Origin of the sequence: Plantactinospora sp. KLBMP9567, from assembly GCF_033446045.1 — a bacterium.
In the GTDB taxonomy this organism is placed as follows: domain Bacteria; phylum Actinomycetota; class Actinomycetes; order Mycobacteriales; family Micromonosporaceae; genus Plantactinospora.
On sequence record NZ_JAWQRR010000016.1, the window covers coordinates 1 to 16563 of the forward strand.

Genomic DNA, 16563 nt, shown 5'->3' on the forward strand with positions numbered 1-16563 from the left:
CCGCGGTGGTTGTTCTCGCCGGGGCCGAACAGGTAGCGCAGTAGCGGGCCGAGCCCGTGGATGGGGCCGCGTTCATGGACTTTCGGGATCAGGTCGGCCTCCCGGTGGCGGCTGGTGCTGGCCGGTGGGCGTAGGGCAGCGGCGCTACTGGGCTGAAGGCGCGGGGTGCGCGTCGGTCCCGGGCGAAGCGGTGCGCGATGCGTTCCTCGGCTAAGACCTGCTTCTCGGTGACGCGAGGGCTGCCGTCGTGGTGGTGGATTGTGTCGGGGTAGATCGCGGCCGGCTCCATCCGGGAACGCGCCGTCCGCGTGTTTGCCCAGTTCATAATCGTGTCTGTGAGGGCGTCGGCCTCATCTCGGGAGTTCAGTGCGTGCGCGCAGGCGTCGAGGAAGGGCCGGTATTCCACCGACCGTTGTTGCGCGGTCACGGTTCGTCTGGTGGGTGAGGCGATCACTGCGGCGAGCGCGGTGACTTCCGGGAAGATCGCGGCCATGAACAGCGACCGCCGGTAGCCGTCTGGCAAGAGCAGGTCGAGACGCTGCTCCCATCGTCGCCAGAGGGGGTGGTGTGGTGCGCTGAACCGCAGGTCCAGGCAGATACGGGTTGCCGAGACGGTGGCGTCGAAGGTGATCGTCCAACCGTGCCGGCGGGTGGTGCGCCGCAGTCGGTGTTGTGCGGCGCCCAACTCCGGCAGCCGCGCGCCGAGCAGGAGGGGCGGCTCGTCGTGGATCCCGTCCGGCGGGCCGACCCGGTAGCCGTGCCGGGTGCACAGGTACTCGTCGTGGGCGAACAGCCGCCGCACCTGGCCGCCCTCATGCCGAGCGGTGCAGCGGGGACAGGCACGTTGGGCCAGGTGACGCAGGCTGCGCCACGCCGGCGGCGGAACCCGCAGCTCGGGCAGCGCCCAGGCCAGTCCAACGGGCTGGTAGCCGGTGATGGCCGCAAGCCGGCGCAGCGCGGCAGCGGCGGCGTCGACGTGCCTGAGGCGCCGTTGGATGCCGACGTGCTGGGCCAGCGTGCTGCTGGACAGTCCGTGCACTAGATCGAGACGACGCAGCCAGGAGGTGAGGGTTTCGTTCCGCGCAGGCGCCAGCGGGATCGGCAACCGCCGCCAGTCGCTCACTTCTTCGCCTTGCCGCGCCGTCCCGGTCTCTGGACGTGGGCGCGTTGCGCGGCGTGGTCGACGGGTATCAGGTCGAGCAGGTCTTTCGTGATCTGTTCGGTGCCGTCCTGGATGGCCAGGACCGCCGCGCCGCGCACCAGGTGCGACAGGCTGCCGATCATGCCGCTGGTGCGGGCGAACAGGTATTCGTCCAGCCCGGTCAAAGTGCCGGGCTGGTGGCGGTGTAACCGCAGGCTGGCCTCCATGGTCGAGACCAGACCGCGCCAGGTCTCACGCTGCTCGGTGGTGCCGTAGTCGAACGGCCGCGCGGGGATGAGGGTGAACCGGCCGGCGATCTGCCGGCCCCGGGTGCCGGCGAACAGGCCGATCTCGTCGACGTCCAGGCCGGCGTAGACGAACGTGGCCGGCAGCCGCTCCGCGAAGTACTTCAGCGTGTCCGACACCTCCGCGCCGGCCCGGGTGGCGAGGCTGATGTTGTGTATCTCGTCGACCAGCACCAGATCGACGTGGGTGCGGGCGGCGGTGGCGCAGACCGCGTTGGTCACGTCGGTGAGGTTCGCCGAACGAGGTGCCGGCAGGCCGAAGAACCGGGAAAACTCCACCGCCACCATTCGTGGTGTCGCCGCCGGAGGGACCGTGATGTAGACGACCGGCAACCGGTGCCGATCCTGCGGGTGCCGCCGGCGGGCGGCGAGGTCATGCGCCCGGCCGAGCTGGCTCAGCGCCGTGGTCTTCCCGGTGCCCGACGCTCCGCTGATGATCACGCCCCGGCGGGCGGAGATCTGGTTGCGGTTGAGCTGGATCAGCAACCGGCTCGTCGCGATGACCTGCCGGATGACCGGCGTGTTCACCAACGGCAAATCGGCGTGGTACTCCATTCGCGCCTCGTCATACCCGACCCGCCGGCCCGCGCTCAGCCCCGCCAACGCCGCCTCGGCCAGCAGGGCCGGTGGGTTCGGTTCGGCGTCCACGAACCGCCGCCATCCCTCCTTGGTGGTCAACGGATTCTCCGTCGACGGCTCAGCGTCGTCGGGGTCCCCGGCGCGCGGGCGGGGCAGGATGGCGGTCAATACGGCCACCTCTCGGCCTCGACGCGGGCGTCGAAGATCCCCATCGGGACCACGGTCGTACTGGTCTGCCCGTCCAACTCGTCGTCCTCGTCAGCCTGTGCCTCGGATTCCTCGACGGGCGGGGGCCGGTGCGCGGCGGCGGCCACCCGGGTCCGCGCCGCGACTCGGGCACTCGCCTTGTCCGCTGGCGGGCCGGCCTGAGCCCGGGTGAGCAGCTCGTCGAGGACCCGGGCCACCGCGGTCTCGTTGGTATCGTCCCGGCCGGCCTGCGCCGCCAGCCGGCGGGCATGGCGCCAGGTGAAGTCCGCGAACGGCGCCGAGACCATCGGCAGGTGCGTCCATGCGGCGGTGACCCACCCGTGCGGGGTCCGCACGAACACCTGCGACAGGTCGTAGGGGTCGTAGTGCACCTCCCACAACCCCCGCCGCGCCGTCACCCCCGAGTGCTGCCGCCGCCACGTCCCCAACTCCGGGCTGTCGTAGGTGCGGTAGTCGATCCGAACGCCGTAATCGTTGATCTGCCGCCACGCCACCGGCAGCAGCTCCAGGTAGTCCTCCCCGGTCAGCACCAGCGGCAGGTAGCCGGCCGCGGCGACCAGGGCCGCGTACTTGTCGTTGGGCGAGATCGCACGGCGCGGGAAGTACGGATCGCGCAGCGCGTCGTGCGGGCGAGCCTGCCACCCGCAGAGCAGCCATTCATCGAGCAGGTCCTGCAAGTCCGGAACCGTCCACGCCGCCTGGGCGTCCACCCGGTCCCCCCGAAGCGTCGTGTTGGAGCCGGTGTAGGCGGCCACGTGCTGGCAGAACAGGGTGTTGATCGCGTCGAAGGTGGCCTCCACAATCCCCTTGTCCGTCGGCGTACCCGGCCGGCAGTTCTGCACCGAGATGCCCAACCGGGCGCAGGCCCGGGTGAACGTCTCCGACACGAACACCCTCCCGCCGTCGATGACGATGGTGTCCGGCACGATCACCGGCTTCGCCGCGGCCAACTCCATCCGGGCGTCCACATCCACCAACCGGGCGTGCGGCAGCCGCGACGCGGACATCCGCAGCACCGCCGACCAGCCCGGCCGCATCGGCTCCGGCACCAGCATCCGGGCCAGCAGCAACGCCGCGTCCACCGCCTTCGTGCCCACCGGCCGCAGCACCGCCGCGCAGATCGTCCGGGTCGCCACGTCGACCGCGATCGTCAGGTCCGCCCGCACCGGCATCCCCGACTCCAGCAGCACCATCACGTCGATCGGAGTCGAGTCGATCTGCACCTGCTCACCCGGCCGCCCGGCGAACGTCGGCGTGAACACCCCCTGTGGCCGGTTCGCCGTCTGCCGACGGGTCACCGCCGACCCGAACGTGTGCCGCCCAGTCGACAACGCATCGATCAGCTTGTAGAACGTCGAACGGCCCGGCAGCGGCACCACCCCCGGCCCGTAGGCGTCCTCCACCGCCTTGACCACCTGCCGGATCAGCCGCCCACGAGTGCCCGTCGACACATGGGTCTCGGCATCGATCACCTGACGAGCCACCGCCACCAGCCGCGCGTCCGCCCGCCCGGTAACCTCCCGAACCCGCACCGCCCGCCGATCCACCAACCCCCACAGACCCTGCTGCGCGTACCGGGCGCGCATCCGCTCCACCGTCCGATAGCCAACACCCAACTCGGCAGCCTTGGCCTCGGTGCGCTGCACCACCGTGCGGGCCACCGGGTCGTACTCCGGCCGCGCTGCCGCGCCCGGCTCGGCGCCGAGCGGCAGGCCGGACTCCACCTCGACCACATGCCGCTCCCAGTCCCGCGCCTCAACAAGGACCTCCTCCGGCAGGCCGTCCAGCAGCCCGAACGGCTCCACCCCGGGCAATGTCGTCCCGTCCACCACGGCAAAGTCCGGCGCGGCCATCAGAAAGGAAGCCAGCACCACCTGCTCCGTACCAGCCTGAGCGCGCAGCCGCACCGACGTACCCGCCACCGCCACCACCTGGTGCTCACCGCCGTCGAAGCTCACCCAGTCACCCGGACGCAGTACCGCCCGCGTCCGCCCGCCGATCACGGCGTTACCACGCTGGTAACGGTGGTGCCCTGGTGCAGCGGCACCGACAGGTCCGCAACGAGGTCGTGGCGCCATAGCAGGTGGAACAGCACCGGCAGCACCCCGACCGGATCACCGACCGCCTCCGCGCCGACCATCAACGCGGCGGGCTCAGCCAACGCGACCCGCAACGCTGCCGCTATCTCCGGGAGATGATGGCGCGGGTGCCGATACCCGGCCAGCCACCGCAGATTCGCCGTCGCGATCAACTCCGGGGCTCCGACCAACCGGTACTCCCAACCCAACAGCTCGCACGCCCACCGCGTCGCCTCGAACTTCGCCCGATCCCGGGCCGGCCGACGCTCAACCGGCCGGCAGTCAACCACCACCGCCGAGCCATCCGCCCGACGGGCGAACAAGTCCGGCACGTGCGCCACACCCTTGCCGCCCGGCGCCGTCCACCACAACCAAAACGGCTGCGCGGCAATCCCCACCACAGCCGGATCGAAGTCCAGCCACATCACATGATCGCGCTCCAGCCACGACTCATACCCCACGTGACCAGCGACCGTGGACGACCACCACAGACCCGACAGATGCCGCTGACCCTTCCGCGCGGTGAACCGCCGAGCCGGCGCAACCGCCTCGAACCGCACCGCCCACGCCTCCGCCAGCGACACCCGACGCCGCGTACCGTCCTCGGTGACGTACCCCACCACGAACTCATCGAGCGACCAGCCAAAAGCCACATCCCGCACGGCCGGTAGCGTCGTCACACCGAGCATTCTCGGCCGATCGGCGACCCATCGACGCCCATGACACGCCAACTAAACCTGGACGCCGCCAGATCATCCGCCATGTTTACCTGGACTCCGCCATCTTCACCTGGACAGGACAATGCCGACAGGGTAGTCGGGGGCCGGCGCGCGGGCCGGGGGTGAGCAAGCTAACGATCACGGTACGAGGCTCGTTAGCGTTCCGGGACCGGCCGCCGATAACATCCACGGTGTCGGACAACGCTGTCCTCCGTACTCGATCAAGGAGCGCACGGTGACCGACCAGCATGATCACGACGGGCCCGACGCCGCACTGCGGGCCGACATCCGCCGGCTCGGCAAGCTCCTCGGCCAGACGCTGGCCCGCCAGGAGGGCCCACCCCTGCTCGACCTGGTCGAGGAGGTCCGTGCGCTGGTCCGGCACGACGCGGAGGCGGCCGCCCAGCGGCTCGGCGCGATGGACGTGACCACCGGCACCAAGCTGGCCCGGGCCTTCTCCACCTACTTCCACCTGGCCAACATCACCGAGCAGGTGCACCGGTCCCGGGACCTACGCCGGCAGCGGGCCGCGCACGGTGGCTGGCTCGACCAGGCCGCCCGGCTGATCCGGGAGCGCGGGGTGCCACCCGAGGAGATCGCCTCGGTCGCCCGCCGGCTCTCCGTCCGGCCGGTCTTCACCGCCCACCCCACCGAGGCGGCCCGCCGGTCGATCCTCTCCAAGCTGCGCGCCGTCGCCGACGAACTCGACGCCGAGGCCGCTGCCGCGATCCTCTACGGGGCCAGCGACGAAGGCCCGGCCAGCCGCCGCCTCGCCGAACTGCTCGACCTGCTCTGGCAGACCGACGAGCTGCGGCTCGACCGGCCGGACCCGACCGACGAGGCCCGCAACGCCATCTACTACCTCCGCGACCTCTACGCCGAGGCGGCCCCGCAGGTGCTCGACGACCTGGCCGACACGCTGCGCGGACTGGGCGTGGAGACCGCGCCGACCGCCCGGCCGCTGACCTTCGGCACCTGGATCGGCGGCGACCGGGACGGCAACCCGTTCGTCACCCCGCAGGTCACCCGGGACGTGCTGCTGATCCAGCACGAGCACGGCATCCAGGCCACCGAGGCGGCGATGGAGGCGCTGATCAACGAGATCTCGGTCTCCCGCCGGCTACGCGGAGTCAGCCTCGACCTCTCGGCCAGCCTCGCCAAGGACCTGGACGCGCTCCCCGAGGTGGCCCCCCGGTTCCGCCGGGTCAACGCCGAGGAGCCGTACCGGCTCAAGGCCCGGTGCGTCCGCGCCAAGCTGGCCAACACCCGGCGCCGGCTCAACCAGGGCACCCCGCACGTGCCGGGGCGGGACTACCGGGGCTCCGCCGACCTGCTCGCCGACCTGGAGCTGATGCGCGCCTCGCTGGCCCGCAACTCCGGCCAGCTCACCGCCGTCGGCCGACTCGCCTCGGCGATCCGCACCGTCGCCGCCTTCGGGCCGCACCTGGCGACGATGGACATCCGGGAGCACGCCGAGGCGCACCACGTGGTGCTCTCGCAGTTCTACACACAGGTCGGCGAGGTGCCGGACTACGCGTCGCTGAGCCGGACCGAGCGGACCAAGTTACTCGCCGAGGAACTGGCCGGCCGGCGCCCGCTCTCCACCATGGACACTCCGTTGACCGAGGCGGCCCGGAAGACCTTCGACGTCTTCGGCACCGTCCGCGAGGTGCAGGAACGGTTCGGCGTCGAGGTGATCGAGTCGTACATCATCTCGATGACGCTCGGCGTGGACGACGTACTCGCCGCCGTGGTGCTGGCCCGGGAGGCCGGGCTGGTCGACGTGCACACCGGCCGGGCCCGAATCGGCTTCGTGCCGCTGCTGGAGACCCCGGCCGAGCTGGACGCCGGAGGCGAACTCCTCGACGAGATGCTGTCGCTGCCGGCGTACCGGGCGATCGTGGCGGCCCGGGGCGACGTGCAGGAGGTGATGCTCGGCTACTCCGACTCCAACAAGGAGGCCGGGATCACCACCTCGCAGTGGTCCATCCACCGGGCCCAGCGTGCGCTGCGGGACGTGGCCGCCCGGCACAACGTACGGCTGCGGCTCTTCCACGGCCGGGGCGGTACGGTCGGCCGGGGCGGCGGCCCCACCCACGAGGCGATCCTCGCCCAGCCGTACGGCACGCTGGACGGCGAGATCAAGGTGACCGAGCAGGGTGAGGTCATCTCCGACAAGTACACCCTGCCCTCGCTGGCCCGGGAGAACCTGGAGCTGACCCTGGCGGCGGTGTTGCAGAGCACCCTGCTGCACACCACCCCCCGGCAGCCGGCCGAGGCGCTGGACCGCTGGGACGCCACCATGGACGTGGTCTCCGGTGCCGCCTACCGGCGCTACCGCTCGCTGGTGGAAAATCCGGACCTGCCGGCGTACTTCTGGGCCTCCACCCCGACCGAGCTGCTCGGCGCGCTCAACATCGGCTCCCGGCCGGCGAAGCGGCCGAACACCGGGGCGGGGCTCGCCGGGCTGCGCGCCATCCCGTGGGTCTTCGGCTGGACCCAGACCCGGCAGATCGTCCCCGGTTGGTTCGGCGTCGGGTCGGGGCTGGCCGCCGCCCGCGAGGCCGGGATGGCCGACATCCTGTCCGAGATGCACCGAGCCTGGCACTTCTTCGGCACGTTCCTGTCGAACGTCGAGATGATGCTGAGCAAGACCGACCTGGACATCGCCCGCCGGTACGTCGAGACCCTGGTCCCGGAGCCGCTGCACCCGATCTTCCACATGATCGAGGCGGAGTACGAGCTGACCAAGCAGGAGGTGCTGGCCATCACCGCCTCCCCCGCGCTGCTGGAGAACTCCCCCGTGCTGCAACGTACCCTCGCCGTCCGGGACACCTACCTGGAGCCGCTGCACCACCTCCAGGTGGCGCTGCTGCGGCAGTACCGCGACTCGGGCGCCGCCGGCCGGGCCATGGCCACCGCCCCGGGCGGCCGGCGCGCTCCCGGTGACGGTACGGCGCTGGAACGGGCCCTGCTCACCACCGTCAACGGCATCGCCGCCGGCATGCGCAACACCGGCTGAGCCGCCGGTACGGCCGGCGCGTCGACCGGGCCGGCGAGTTTCCCGGCCGGCGCGTCGACGCGGGCGAAAATCGGCTGAGCCGAAGATCGAGCAGGGGTAGCCCGAGCCGGGGCGGGGACCGCAGCCGCGGCGGTTCCGGCCCCGGGAGCGGAATCGGGCGTACCGTCCCGGCCCGGGGTACGGCCCTGAGGAACGGGTCTTGACATCGACGCGACTTGATGTCGAAAATTTACGTCATCGCGTCGGCCAGTGAAAATTATCGGCCCCTCGCCCACCGGTGAGGCGGCCCTGGCGTTTCTCCCCGGACGCGCGACCAGACGGCAACCCCCACCCGTCTCCACCACCCGTGGTTCGGCATCGTCCACCCCCTCACCCCCGGGAGGAACCCATGTCCGGCACACCCCTCATGCGCAGACGCACCCTGCTGGCCGCGGTCGCCGGGATCGCGGCCGCGCCGCTGCTCGCCAGCCCCGCCCAGGCCGCACCGCCGAAGATCTACCTCGACCCGGGGCACGGCGGCACCGACCCCGGCGCGGTGGGCAACGGTCTCCAGGAGAAGTCCCTGACCCTCGACATCGCGCTGCGCACCCGCACCGTCCTACAGAGCAACTGGGACGTCTCGATCCGGATGTCCCGCACCACGGACATCACCCGCAGCCTGAGCTACCGCAGCAGCGACGCCAACTCCTGGGGCGCCAACATCTTCGTGAGCATCCACATCAACGCCGGTGGCGGCACCGGCTTCGAAAGCTACGTCTATCCCACTGCCGGCGCCGCGACCCTGCGCCTGCAGGACGAGGTGCACGCGGCCGTGCTGAGCAACGCCCGCACCGTCGGCTCGGTCACGGATCGCGGCCAGAAGACGGCGAACTTCCAGGTTCTCCGGGAAACCGCGATGTCGGCGGTACTCACCGAGAACCTCTTCATCGACCGGGCCGCCGACGCCGCCCTCCTCGCCCGCGCGGACTTCCGGCAGGCGCTCGCCGTCGGGCACGCCCGGGGAATCGCCCGGTTCTTCGGCCTCGCCTGATCGGGTAGCCGTGGGGCGTCGGTCGGGCGCCGCCGGACACCGGTCTCGCCGAGGCGAGGCGGCGGGAACCCGCGCACGCGGCCGTGCATCCACATGGCGGTGCACTACCGCGACCGGTGCCAGCGGGCCCGAACCGGCCCCACGGCTCCTCGTCGGTCAGCTAGTCTCGCCGGCCACGCTGAACGTGCGCAGCCGGCGGATCGCCAACAGGGTGAAGCCGACCGTGAAGACCGCGCTCATCACGATCGCCACCGGCAGCGACACCGACCCGTCCAGCAACGCCGTCGGCGCGATCCGGTCGGTCAGGGTCACCACGTAGTGCTGCACCGACAGCACCCGGGTACCGCTGACGATGTTGGTGAGCAGGCCCTCCCAGATCAGCACGTAGACCAGGCCGAGCAGCACCGGACGCCGGGTCAGCAGGCTCAGGGCCAGGAAGAACGCCGAGTACACCAGCGCACCGACCGCACTCGCGGCGGCCAGCCCGAGCCCGAAGCGTACGGACTCGACCAGCACTCCGGCGACGTAGAGCGGTACGGCGACGGTCAGCGCACTGACCCCGGCCGCCACAGCCAGCTTCGGCAGCACGATCTGCCACCGGGGCAGCGGCTTGGTCAGGATGTGCAGCAGCGTGCCGTCGTCGATCTCGGAGCCGAGCACCGCCGTGCCGACGATCAGCGCGGTCACCGGCAGCACCACGCCCAGCCCCAGCCCGTAGACGACCGGCTGACCCCACTCGGTCGGGGCGATGCCGGTCGCCCGGGCCAGCACCGCCAGCCCGACCAGCAGCACCGGCAGCGGGAAGAGCAGCAAAAACCGGCGCCGGCCGAGCAGCCCGCGTGCGGTGATCCAGGTAACAGTCGTCATGGGGGTCACGCCTCCACCAGGTAGGAGAACACGCTCTCCAAGGATTCGTCCGAGGGCAGCAGCCGGCGTACCCGGATGCCGGAGGCCAGCGCGATCTTCGGCAGGGCCCGGGTGAAACTGCCGTAGTCGCCGGCCCGGACGGTCAGCCCGTCCCGGGTGACGTCCACGCCGTTCACCGAGGGCTGGCCGATCAGCTCGACGGCAAGTCGCCGGTCGTCGCTGGACTGCACCGCGAAGACGTGCGGCCGGTTGGTCATCAGCCGCCGGATGGTCCGGAAGTCGCCGGAGGCGGCCAGCCGGCCCGAGACGATCACCTGGACGGTGCCGGAGACCTGCTCGACCTCCTCCAGGATGTGCGAGCTGAACAGGATCGTCCGGCCCTGCTCGCCGAGCGAGTGCAGCAGCTCCATCATGTGCAGCCGCTGCCTCGGGTCCATCCCGTTGAACGGCTCGTCCAGCAGCAGTACCTGCGGGTCGTGCACCAGCGCGGCGGCGACCCGGGCCCGCTGGCGCATGCCCTTGGAGTACGTGCCGATCCGGCGGTGCTGCGCGTCGGTCAGCTCGACCAGCTCGATCGCCCGCCGGGCCGCCGCCTCCGGCTCGGGCAGCCGGTGCAACCGGGCACTGGCCACCGCGAACTCGTACGCGCTGAGGAAGTCGTAGACCGACTCGCGCTCGGTGACCAGGCCGAGTTGCCGGTAGACCGCCGGATTGCCCCAGGTGGGTTCGCCGTCGAGGGTCACCGTGCCCTTCGAGGGGGCCAGGAAGCCGGCCATCATGTGCAGCACGGTGGTCTTGCCGGCGCCGTTCGGCCCGAGCAGGCCGGTCACCCCGGCACCGAGGCGCATCGACACGTCGTTGACGGCCACCACGTTGCCGTACCAGCGGGAGACCCCGGCCAGTTCCACGTCACTCATCAACAGCCGCCCGAGAAACCCGTGGCTTCAGCCATAGGGAGGAAAGGGCGGTCAGGCGTGGTATTGGTCTTCGGCATGTCGTCGACTCCTCCGTAGGCGAAACTGTCGTATGCGGCTGAGATGCTGCTAGGTGTGGGCGAGACGGTGCGGTACACCTACCGGTTGCGTCCCGGTGCGACCGCGCGGGGCGCACTGCTGGCGGAGTGGGGGCGGTGTCGCTGGCTGTGGAACGAGGCCGTCCACCAGTACAAGACCGGCCGCAGACCCACCTTCGGCAAGCTGTCGAAGCTGCTGACCGAGGCGCGGGCCCGCTCGTCGTGGCTGCGCGACGGGTCCCAGGTCGCCCAACAACAAACGCTGCGTAGCTACGCTCTCGCCCTCCAGCACTCCTTCAGGGTGAAGGGACGGGGCCGGCCGAGACCGAAGCGACGTAAGGACGCCCGGCCCAGCCTCGAATACACCACACGCGGCTTCTCGGTCCGCGACCGCCGACTGCGGCTGCCCGGCGGCGTCACCATTCCGGTCGTCTGGTCCCGCGAGCTGCCGTCCGATCCGACCAGCGTCCGGGTCTACCAGGACTGCCTCGGGCACTGGTACGCCTCCTTCGTCGTCCGCCGCGACACCACACCCGCGCCCGACGTCGAAGGTGCGATCGGCATCGACTGGGGTGTCACGACGACCGCGACGACCACCAACCCGGCCTACGACCTGCCGTACCTCGGCCACCGGAAACGCTGCGCCGCCGAACTCGCCAAACTCCACCGCCGGATGGCCCGCCGACGGCGGGTGAAGGGTGCCCCGCCGTCGAACGGCTACCTGCGCGCCAAGCCGCAGGCGGCGAAGATCGCGAAGAAGGCGGCCCGGCAGAACACCCACCACGCCCGCGTCTGGGCAAAGAAGATCATCGACAACCACGCCACCATCGCCGTCGAGGACTTCCAACCGACATTCCTGGCGAAGTCCCGGATGGCCCGTCAGGCCGCTGATGCGGCGATCGGGGCGGCGAAGCGGGAACTGGTCGAGCGTGGCATGCGGGCGGGCCGGAAGGTGGTGCTGGTACCGCCCGCCCACACCACGATGACCTGCTCGCAGTGCGGTACGAGAGCCAAGCACCGCCTCGGGCTGGATATCAGAATCTTCCGGTGCGACACCTGCGGACACACCGCCTGCCGGGACCGGAACGCCGCGAGGACGATCCTCGCCACGGCAGAACGTGACCGTGCTGGCGCCGACGACGTAAGACATGCGATCACCTCCGTCCGGAACGGTGCTCTCGTGCGGTCCGAGCCAGAAATCCCCCGGCTTCCAGCCATGGGGAAGCGTTACTTGGCGGCGACCTTCCGGTAGCGGGCGAGCAGCAGCAGGATCCCGGCGACGACGAACCCGACGGTCACCAGGCCGTAGAGCGGGCCGTACGAGCCGATGTCGAGGTCGCCGGTCGCCTCGAAGGCCCAGTCCCCGATCCCGCCGACCAGGGTGACCGGACTGGCCAGCCCGGCGAGCTGGTTCGCCGCCTCGTACGGCATCACCGACAGCACCCCGACCACGGGAGTGGTCAGCAGGAACGCGCCGACGATCGCCCCGGCCGCGACGGCCCGGCGCCGGACCAGGGAGGCGACCAGCAGCGCCAGCACGGAGTAGACGATCGCGTGTACGGCGACGTAGCCGAGCGCCGGCAGGAAGTCACCGAGTTCGTCCCAGACCGCCCCGATGCCGTCGACCATGAACGCGGCACCGGCGAACATCACCGTCAGCGGTACCCCGATGGTCAGGAACGTCGCCGAGACCAGCGCGGCCAGCTTGACCACCGCGTAGTCCGAGCGGTGCAGCGGGCGGGCGAAGTAGAGCGGCAGCACCCCGCTGTGCAGGTCCCGGGAGGCGAGTTCCGGCGCGACGATGGCGCAGAAGAAGATGATCAGCACACTGAGCGTCTCGGGGAACTCGGCGTAGCTCAGCGGCGCCGTGCCGGTCTGGGCCCGGACCGCGACCAGCACCGCGGCGACCACCCCGACCACCCCGACGATCAGCCAGGGGAAGATCTTGGCCTTGATGGTGCGCCCGAGCCCGAAGGCGGTACGCAGGCTGTGCAGGTAGAGCGCGCCGACCAGGTACCGCCGGCCGAGCCTGGGACCGTCGTACCGCTGGTAGCCGATGTCGTGGATGACCCCGGCCGGTCGCTCGGTCTGCGGGGCGTCGAGGGTGGTCATCTGGTGCCCTCCAGGGCCGTGCCGGTGGCGACCGGCTCGGAAACCCGGGCCGGATCGGTGGCGAAGAGTTCGACGACCCGGTGCCGCCGCTGGTCGAGCCGGTGCAGCGGCAGGTCCAGCTCGGCCACCGCGGTCAGGATCAGGTCGTACGTGCTGTCGAGTGCCGAGTCCCGCGCCTGCGCGCCGGCTGCCTCCGCCGCGACCAGCGGTACCAGCAGCATTCGGCCGTCCCGCCGGACCGGCAGGCCGGCGGCGGCCAGCCGGGCGGCCAACTCGTCGGTGCCCTCGCTCACCTCGACTGAGAGCACCTCGGTCACCGCGGTCATGTCGGAGAGCTGTGCCGACCGGAGCAGCCGGCCGCCCTCGATCGCGACCAGCGCGTCGCAGATCCGTTCGACCTCGCCGAGCAGGTGCGAGCAGACCAGCACCGAGATGCCGAACTCGGTGCCGATCCGCTCGATCAGGGCGAGCATGGCGTCCCGGCCGGCCGGGTCCAGCCCGTTGGTCGGCTCGTCGAGCAGCAGCAGGTCCGGGTCGTGCACCAGCGCCTGGGCCAGCTTGACCCGCTGTTTCATGCCGGTGGAGTAGCCGCCGACCTGGCGGTAGCGCTCCTCGTAGAGCCCGACGTGCCGCAGCGTCTCGGAGGCCCGCTCCCGGGCGGTCGTCTTGGGTAGCCCGCTCATCCGTCCCATGTGCGTGACGAACTCCGCGGCCGAGAGGTCCGGCGGCAGGCAGTCGTGCTCCGGCATGTAGCCGACCCGGGCCCGGACCTGGTGCCCGTCCACCATCGGATCGAGGCCGAGCACCCGGGCCTGTCCGCCGGTCGGCTCCAGCAGGCCGAGCATGATCTTGATAAAGGTCGACTTGCCCGCACCGTTGGCTCCGACCAGACCGACGATGCCCGGCTCGACGGTGACCGTCAGGTCGGACAACGCGGTCACCCGATTGCCGTACGTCTTGGTCAGCGACTGGGTCGCGATCAGTGTCACGCTGCCAGGGTAGGGCCGACGGCACATCCCGGAGGTCAGGAAACCACCCTGGAAGTACCCCCGAATCGGCGGGCGCCGGCGACCGGCTCCCCTAAGGGCCGGGGTAAGACTTTCGTAACGGGTGCGGGGCCGTCCAGCCGCCCGCGACCGGGTTGACTGGCGATATGTCACGTCGCCTGCTCCGCTCCCCGCTGGCCTGGCCGGTCGCCGCTGTACTCGTCGCCGCCGTGGTCTTCGGCGGCTACTGGTTCCAGCCGTGGAAGATCGTCGTCGACCGTAACGTCGCCGAGCAGCTCACCGAGCCGGCGCCGGAGCCGCCGGCCGGCACCCCGGCACCCGGGACCGGCTCCACGGGGCCGTCGACCCCGCCGGCCGCGACCGCTGCCGGTACCACCCGGCCGGTGCTGGTCAGCAGCGGCGGGTTCGTCACCCACGAGCACCGGACCAGCGGAACCGCCCGGATCGTCCGGGACCCGGCCGGCGGTCACCGCCTGGAACTGGTGGACCTCGACACCTCCAACGGACCTGACCTGCGGGTCTGGCTCACCGACCAGCCCGTGCGGGAGGGTACGGCCGGCTGGCACGTCTTCGACGACGGCCGCTGGGTCGAACTGGGCCGGCTGAAGGGGAACCGGGGTGACCAGGGGTACGCCATCCCGGCCGGCACCGACCTCGACCGGCTGCGTAGCGTCTCGATCTGGTGCCGGCGCTTCGCGGTCTCCTTCGGCGCCGCCGAACTCCGCCCGGTTGGGTAACCTCCTGGTGGCCACCGACCGAACACGGCGCTACCGATCGAGGCGTCCAAACGGGAGTGGCGGTCTCGACCGATCGGCGGCCGACTGAGAAACTGTGTGCCGGCCGGCCGGGTAGTTGGGGGTGCGATGAGCAACGGGTGGGTGCTGCCCGATGAGTTGCTGCGTGACGCTCCGGCGTACACGCCGCGCCCGTATGAGCTGGCCGACCTGGAGTTGCTGCTCTCCGGAGCGTACGCACCGCTCACCGGATTCATGGGCCGGGCCGACCTGGCCTCGGTGGCCCGGCGCGGCCGGCTCGCCGACGGCTCCTCCTGGCCGGTACCGGTGACCCTCCAGGTCCCGGCGGACCTGGTCAGCGGCATCGACCTGAACAATCCGGTCGAGCGCGGCCTGGTCCTCACCGACCCGGAGGGGGCGCCGACCGCGCTGCTGGAGGTCGCCGATCTCTGGCCCACCACCCAGGGCTGGTGCGGCGTCGGCGGTCCGGTGCGCCGGATCGGCGACGGCGGCCACGGCCCGTTCCAGCGGCTCCGCCGGACCCCGGCCGAGGTCCGGGAGCTGCTGCCACCGGGCCGGGTGCTCGGGGTGATCGCCGACCGGCCGCTGCACCGGCCGCAGCTCGCGCAGATCGCCCACGCGGTCCGGACGCTCGCCGCCCACCTGCTCATCCTGATCCCGGTCGCCAACACCAGCCCGGACGGGCTGCCGCCGGAGGTGCTGGTCCGGAGCATCTTCGGGGCCCGGGACCGGATGCCCCCGGCCACCATCATCGCGGTGCCGGTCGCCACGCGCGGCGACGAGATCTGGGATGCGCTGCTCCGGGCCCGGGTGGCCCGGGCCTACGGGGTGACCCACGTCCTCTCCACCACCGAGATGCTCACCGGTGGCGGGCTGCGCATGCTGGTCCCCCGCGAGCTGGCCTACGACAACCGGGACGGCCAGTGGCGGTGGCGGGACGACATCCCGCCGCGCAACCGGCGGCTGCCGCTCGGCCAGGAGGAGATCGAGGACCTGCTCGACCGGGGCTTCCCGCTGCCGGAGTGGCACACTCCGCCGACGGTCGCCAAGGAGCTGACCCGGGCCCGGCCACCCCGCCGGCACCGGGGTCTGGTGGTCTTTTTCACCGGGCTCTCCGGCTCGGGCAAGTCGACCATCGCTCGGGGATTGGCCGACGCGCTGCGGGAGAGCGGGGACCGCACGGTCACCCTGCTCGACGGTGACGTGGTCCGCCGGGAACTCTCCGCCGGGCTGGGCTTCAGCCGGGCCGACCGGGACCTGAACGTACGCCGGATCGGCTGGGTCGCCGCCGAGGTCGCCCGGCACCGGGGTCTCGCCATCTGCTGCCCGATCGCCCCGTACGCCCGGGCCCGGGCGATCGCCCGGGAGATGGCCCGGTCGGCCGGAGCCGGTTTCGTGCTGGTGCACGTCGCCACCCCGCTGGCGGTCTGCGAGCAGCGCGACCGCAAGGGCCTGTACGCGCGGGCCCGGGCCGGCCAGCTCACCGGGATGACCGGCATCGACGACCCGTACGAGGAGCCGACCGACGCCGACCTGGTGCTCGACACCACCGATCTCACGGTGGAGGAGTGCGTGCGCCTGCTGCTCGCGCACCTGACCGAGACCGGCTGGGTCGAGTCCCGTCTGCAACCCGCCTGACCCGCCCGAGCCCCGGGTCCGCCGAGCCGGGGACGCCCCTTCGCCGCATCGCGCCCTTACCCTGGCCGCCCTGTGGGCGCTAGTGTGCGTA

General features: G+C 71.5%; 13 protein-coding genes. 5 read left to right on the forward strand and 8 right to left on the reverse strand.

Annotated elements, in window-relative coordinates:
• Positions 1-88: 88 nt before the first annotated feature.
• Genes R6Y94_RS11495 through R6Y94_RS11510 form a run of 4 tightly spaced genes read right to left on the reverse strand, consistent with a single transcriptional unit; the run spans position 89 to position 4990 of the window.
• The gene (locus R6Y94_RS11495; RefSeq protein WP_318395809.1) at positions 89-1123 is read right to left on the reverse strand and encodes a TniQ family protein; all 1035 of its coding nucleotides are present in this window, start codon (positions 1121-1123) and stop codon (positions 89-91) included.
• On the reverse strand, positions 1120-2193 hold the full coding sequence (locus tag R6Y94_RS11500; protein ID WP_318394626.1) for an ATP-binding protein: 1074 nt from the start codon (positions 2191-2193) through the stop codon (positions 1120-1122). The genes R6Y94_RS11495 and R6Y94_RS11500 overlap by 4 nt, the downstream gene beginning before the upstream one ends.
• A complete protein-coding gene (locus R6Y94_RS11505) occupies positions 2190-4190 on the reverse strand; it encodes a Mu transposase C-terminal domain-containing protein (RefSeq protein ID WP_318395810.1) in 2001 nt (666 codons plus the stop codon). Before R6Y94_RS11505 ends, R6Y94_RS11500 begins: the two co-directional genes overlap by 4 nt.
• Positions 4191-4231: 41 nt before the next feature.
• Positions 4232-4990 (reverse strand): TnsA-like heteromeric transposase endonuclease subunit, encoded by a 759-nt coding sequence (locus R6Y94_RS11510; protein ID WP_318395811.1) that lies wholly within the window; start codon positions 4988-4990, stop codon positions 4232-4234.
• Positions 4991-5264: 274 nt separating this feature from the next.
• Here R6Y94_RS11510 and ppc point away from each other — a divergent pair, with 274 nt between their 5' ends.
• Together ppc and R6Y94_RS11520 are read left to right on the forward strand one after the other, a co-directional pair.
• Complete coding sequence (ppc, locus tag R6Y94_RS11515; RefSeq protein WP_318395812.1) at positions 5265-8051, forward strand: phosphoenolpyruvate carboxylase; 2787 nt, start codon at positions 5265-5267, stop codon at positions 8049-8051.
• Positions 8052-8439: 388 nt separating this feature from the next.
• The gene (locus R6Y94_RS11520) at positions 8440-9081 is read left to right on the forward strand and encodes an N-acetylmuramoyl-L-alanine amidase (RefSeq protein ID WP_318395813.1); all 642 of its coding nucleotides are present in this window, start codon (positions 8440-8442) and stop codon (positions 9079-9081) included.
• A 156-nt stretch (positions 9082-9237) separates the two neighbouring features.
• Here the strand turns inward: R6Y94_RS11520 and R6Y94_RS11525 are convergent, their stop codons facing one another.
• The gene (locus tag R6Y94_RS11525; RefSeq protein ID WP_318395814.1) at positions 9238-9948 is read right to left on the reverse strand and encodes an ABC transporter permease; all 711 of its coding nucleotides are present in this window, start codon (positions 9946-9948) and stop codon (positions 9238-9240) included.
• A gap of 5 nt (positions 9949-9953) precedes the next feature.
• Entirely contained in the window at positions 9954-10865 is a 912-nt protein-coding gene (locus R6Y94_RS11530; protein ID WP_318395815.1) for an ABC transporter ATP-binding protein, read from the reverse strand.
• Between the two features lie 120 nt (positions 10866-10985).
• Here R6Y94_RS11530 and R6Y94_RS11535 point away from each other — a divergent pair, with 120 nt between their 5' ends.
• Positions 10986-12212 (forward strand): transposase, encoded by a 1227-nt coding sequence (locus R6Y94_RS11535; RefSeq protein WP_318395816.1) that lies wholly within the window; start codon positions 10986-10988, stop codon positions 12210-12212.
• Here R6Y94_RS11535 and R6Y94_RS11540 read toward each other — a convergent pair.
• Complete coding sequence (locus R6Y94_RS11540) at positions 12188-13072, reverse strand: ABC transporter permease (protein ID WP_318395817.1); 885 nt, start codon at positions 13070-13072, stop codon at positions 12188-12190. The two genes, R6Y94_RS11535 and R6Y94_RS11540, sit on opposite strands and share 25 nt — an antisense overlap.
• Entirely contained in the window at positions 13069-14061 is a 993-nt protein-coding gene (locus R6Y94_RS11545; protein ID WP_318395818.1) for an ABC transporter ATP-binding protein, read from the reverse strand. The genes R6Y94_RS11540 and R6Y94_RS11545 overlap by 4 nt, the downstream gene beginning before the upstream one ends.
• A 164-nt stretch (positions 14062-14225) precedes the next feature.
• Between R6Y94_RS11545 and R6Y94_RS11550 the strand changes: the two genes are divergently transcribed.
• Both R6Y94_RS11550 and cysC read left to right on the forward strand, forming a co-directional pair.
• Positions 14226-14816 carry a DM13 domain-containing protein gene (locus R6Y94_RS11550; RefSeq protein ID WP_318395819.1) on the forward strand — a complete coding sequence of 197 codons (591 nt, stop codon included), beginning with the start codon at positions 14226-14228 and terminating at the stop codon, positions 14814-14816.
• Positions 14817-14942: 126 nt separating this feature from the next.
• Positions 14943-16472, forward strand: coding sequence for an adenylyl-sulfate kinase (gene cysC, locus R6Y94_RS11555; protein WP_318395820.1), 1530 nt, complete (start codon positions 14943-14945; stop codon positions 16470-16472).
• Positions 16473-16563 lie beyond the last annotated feature (91 nt).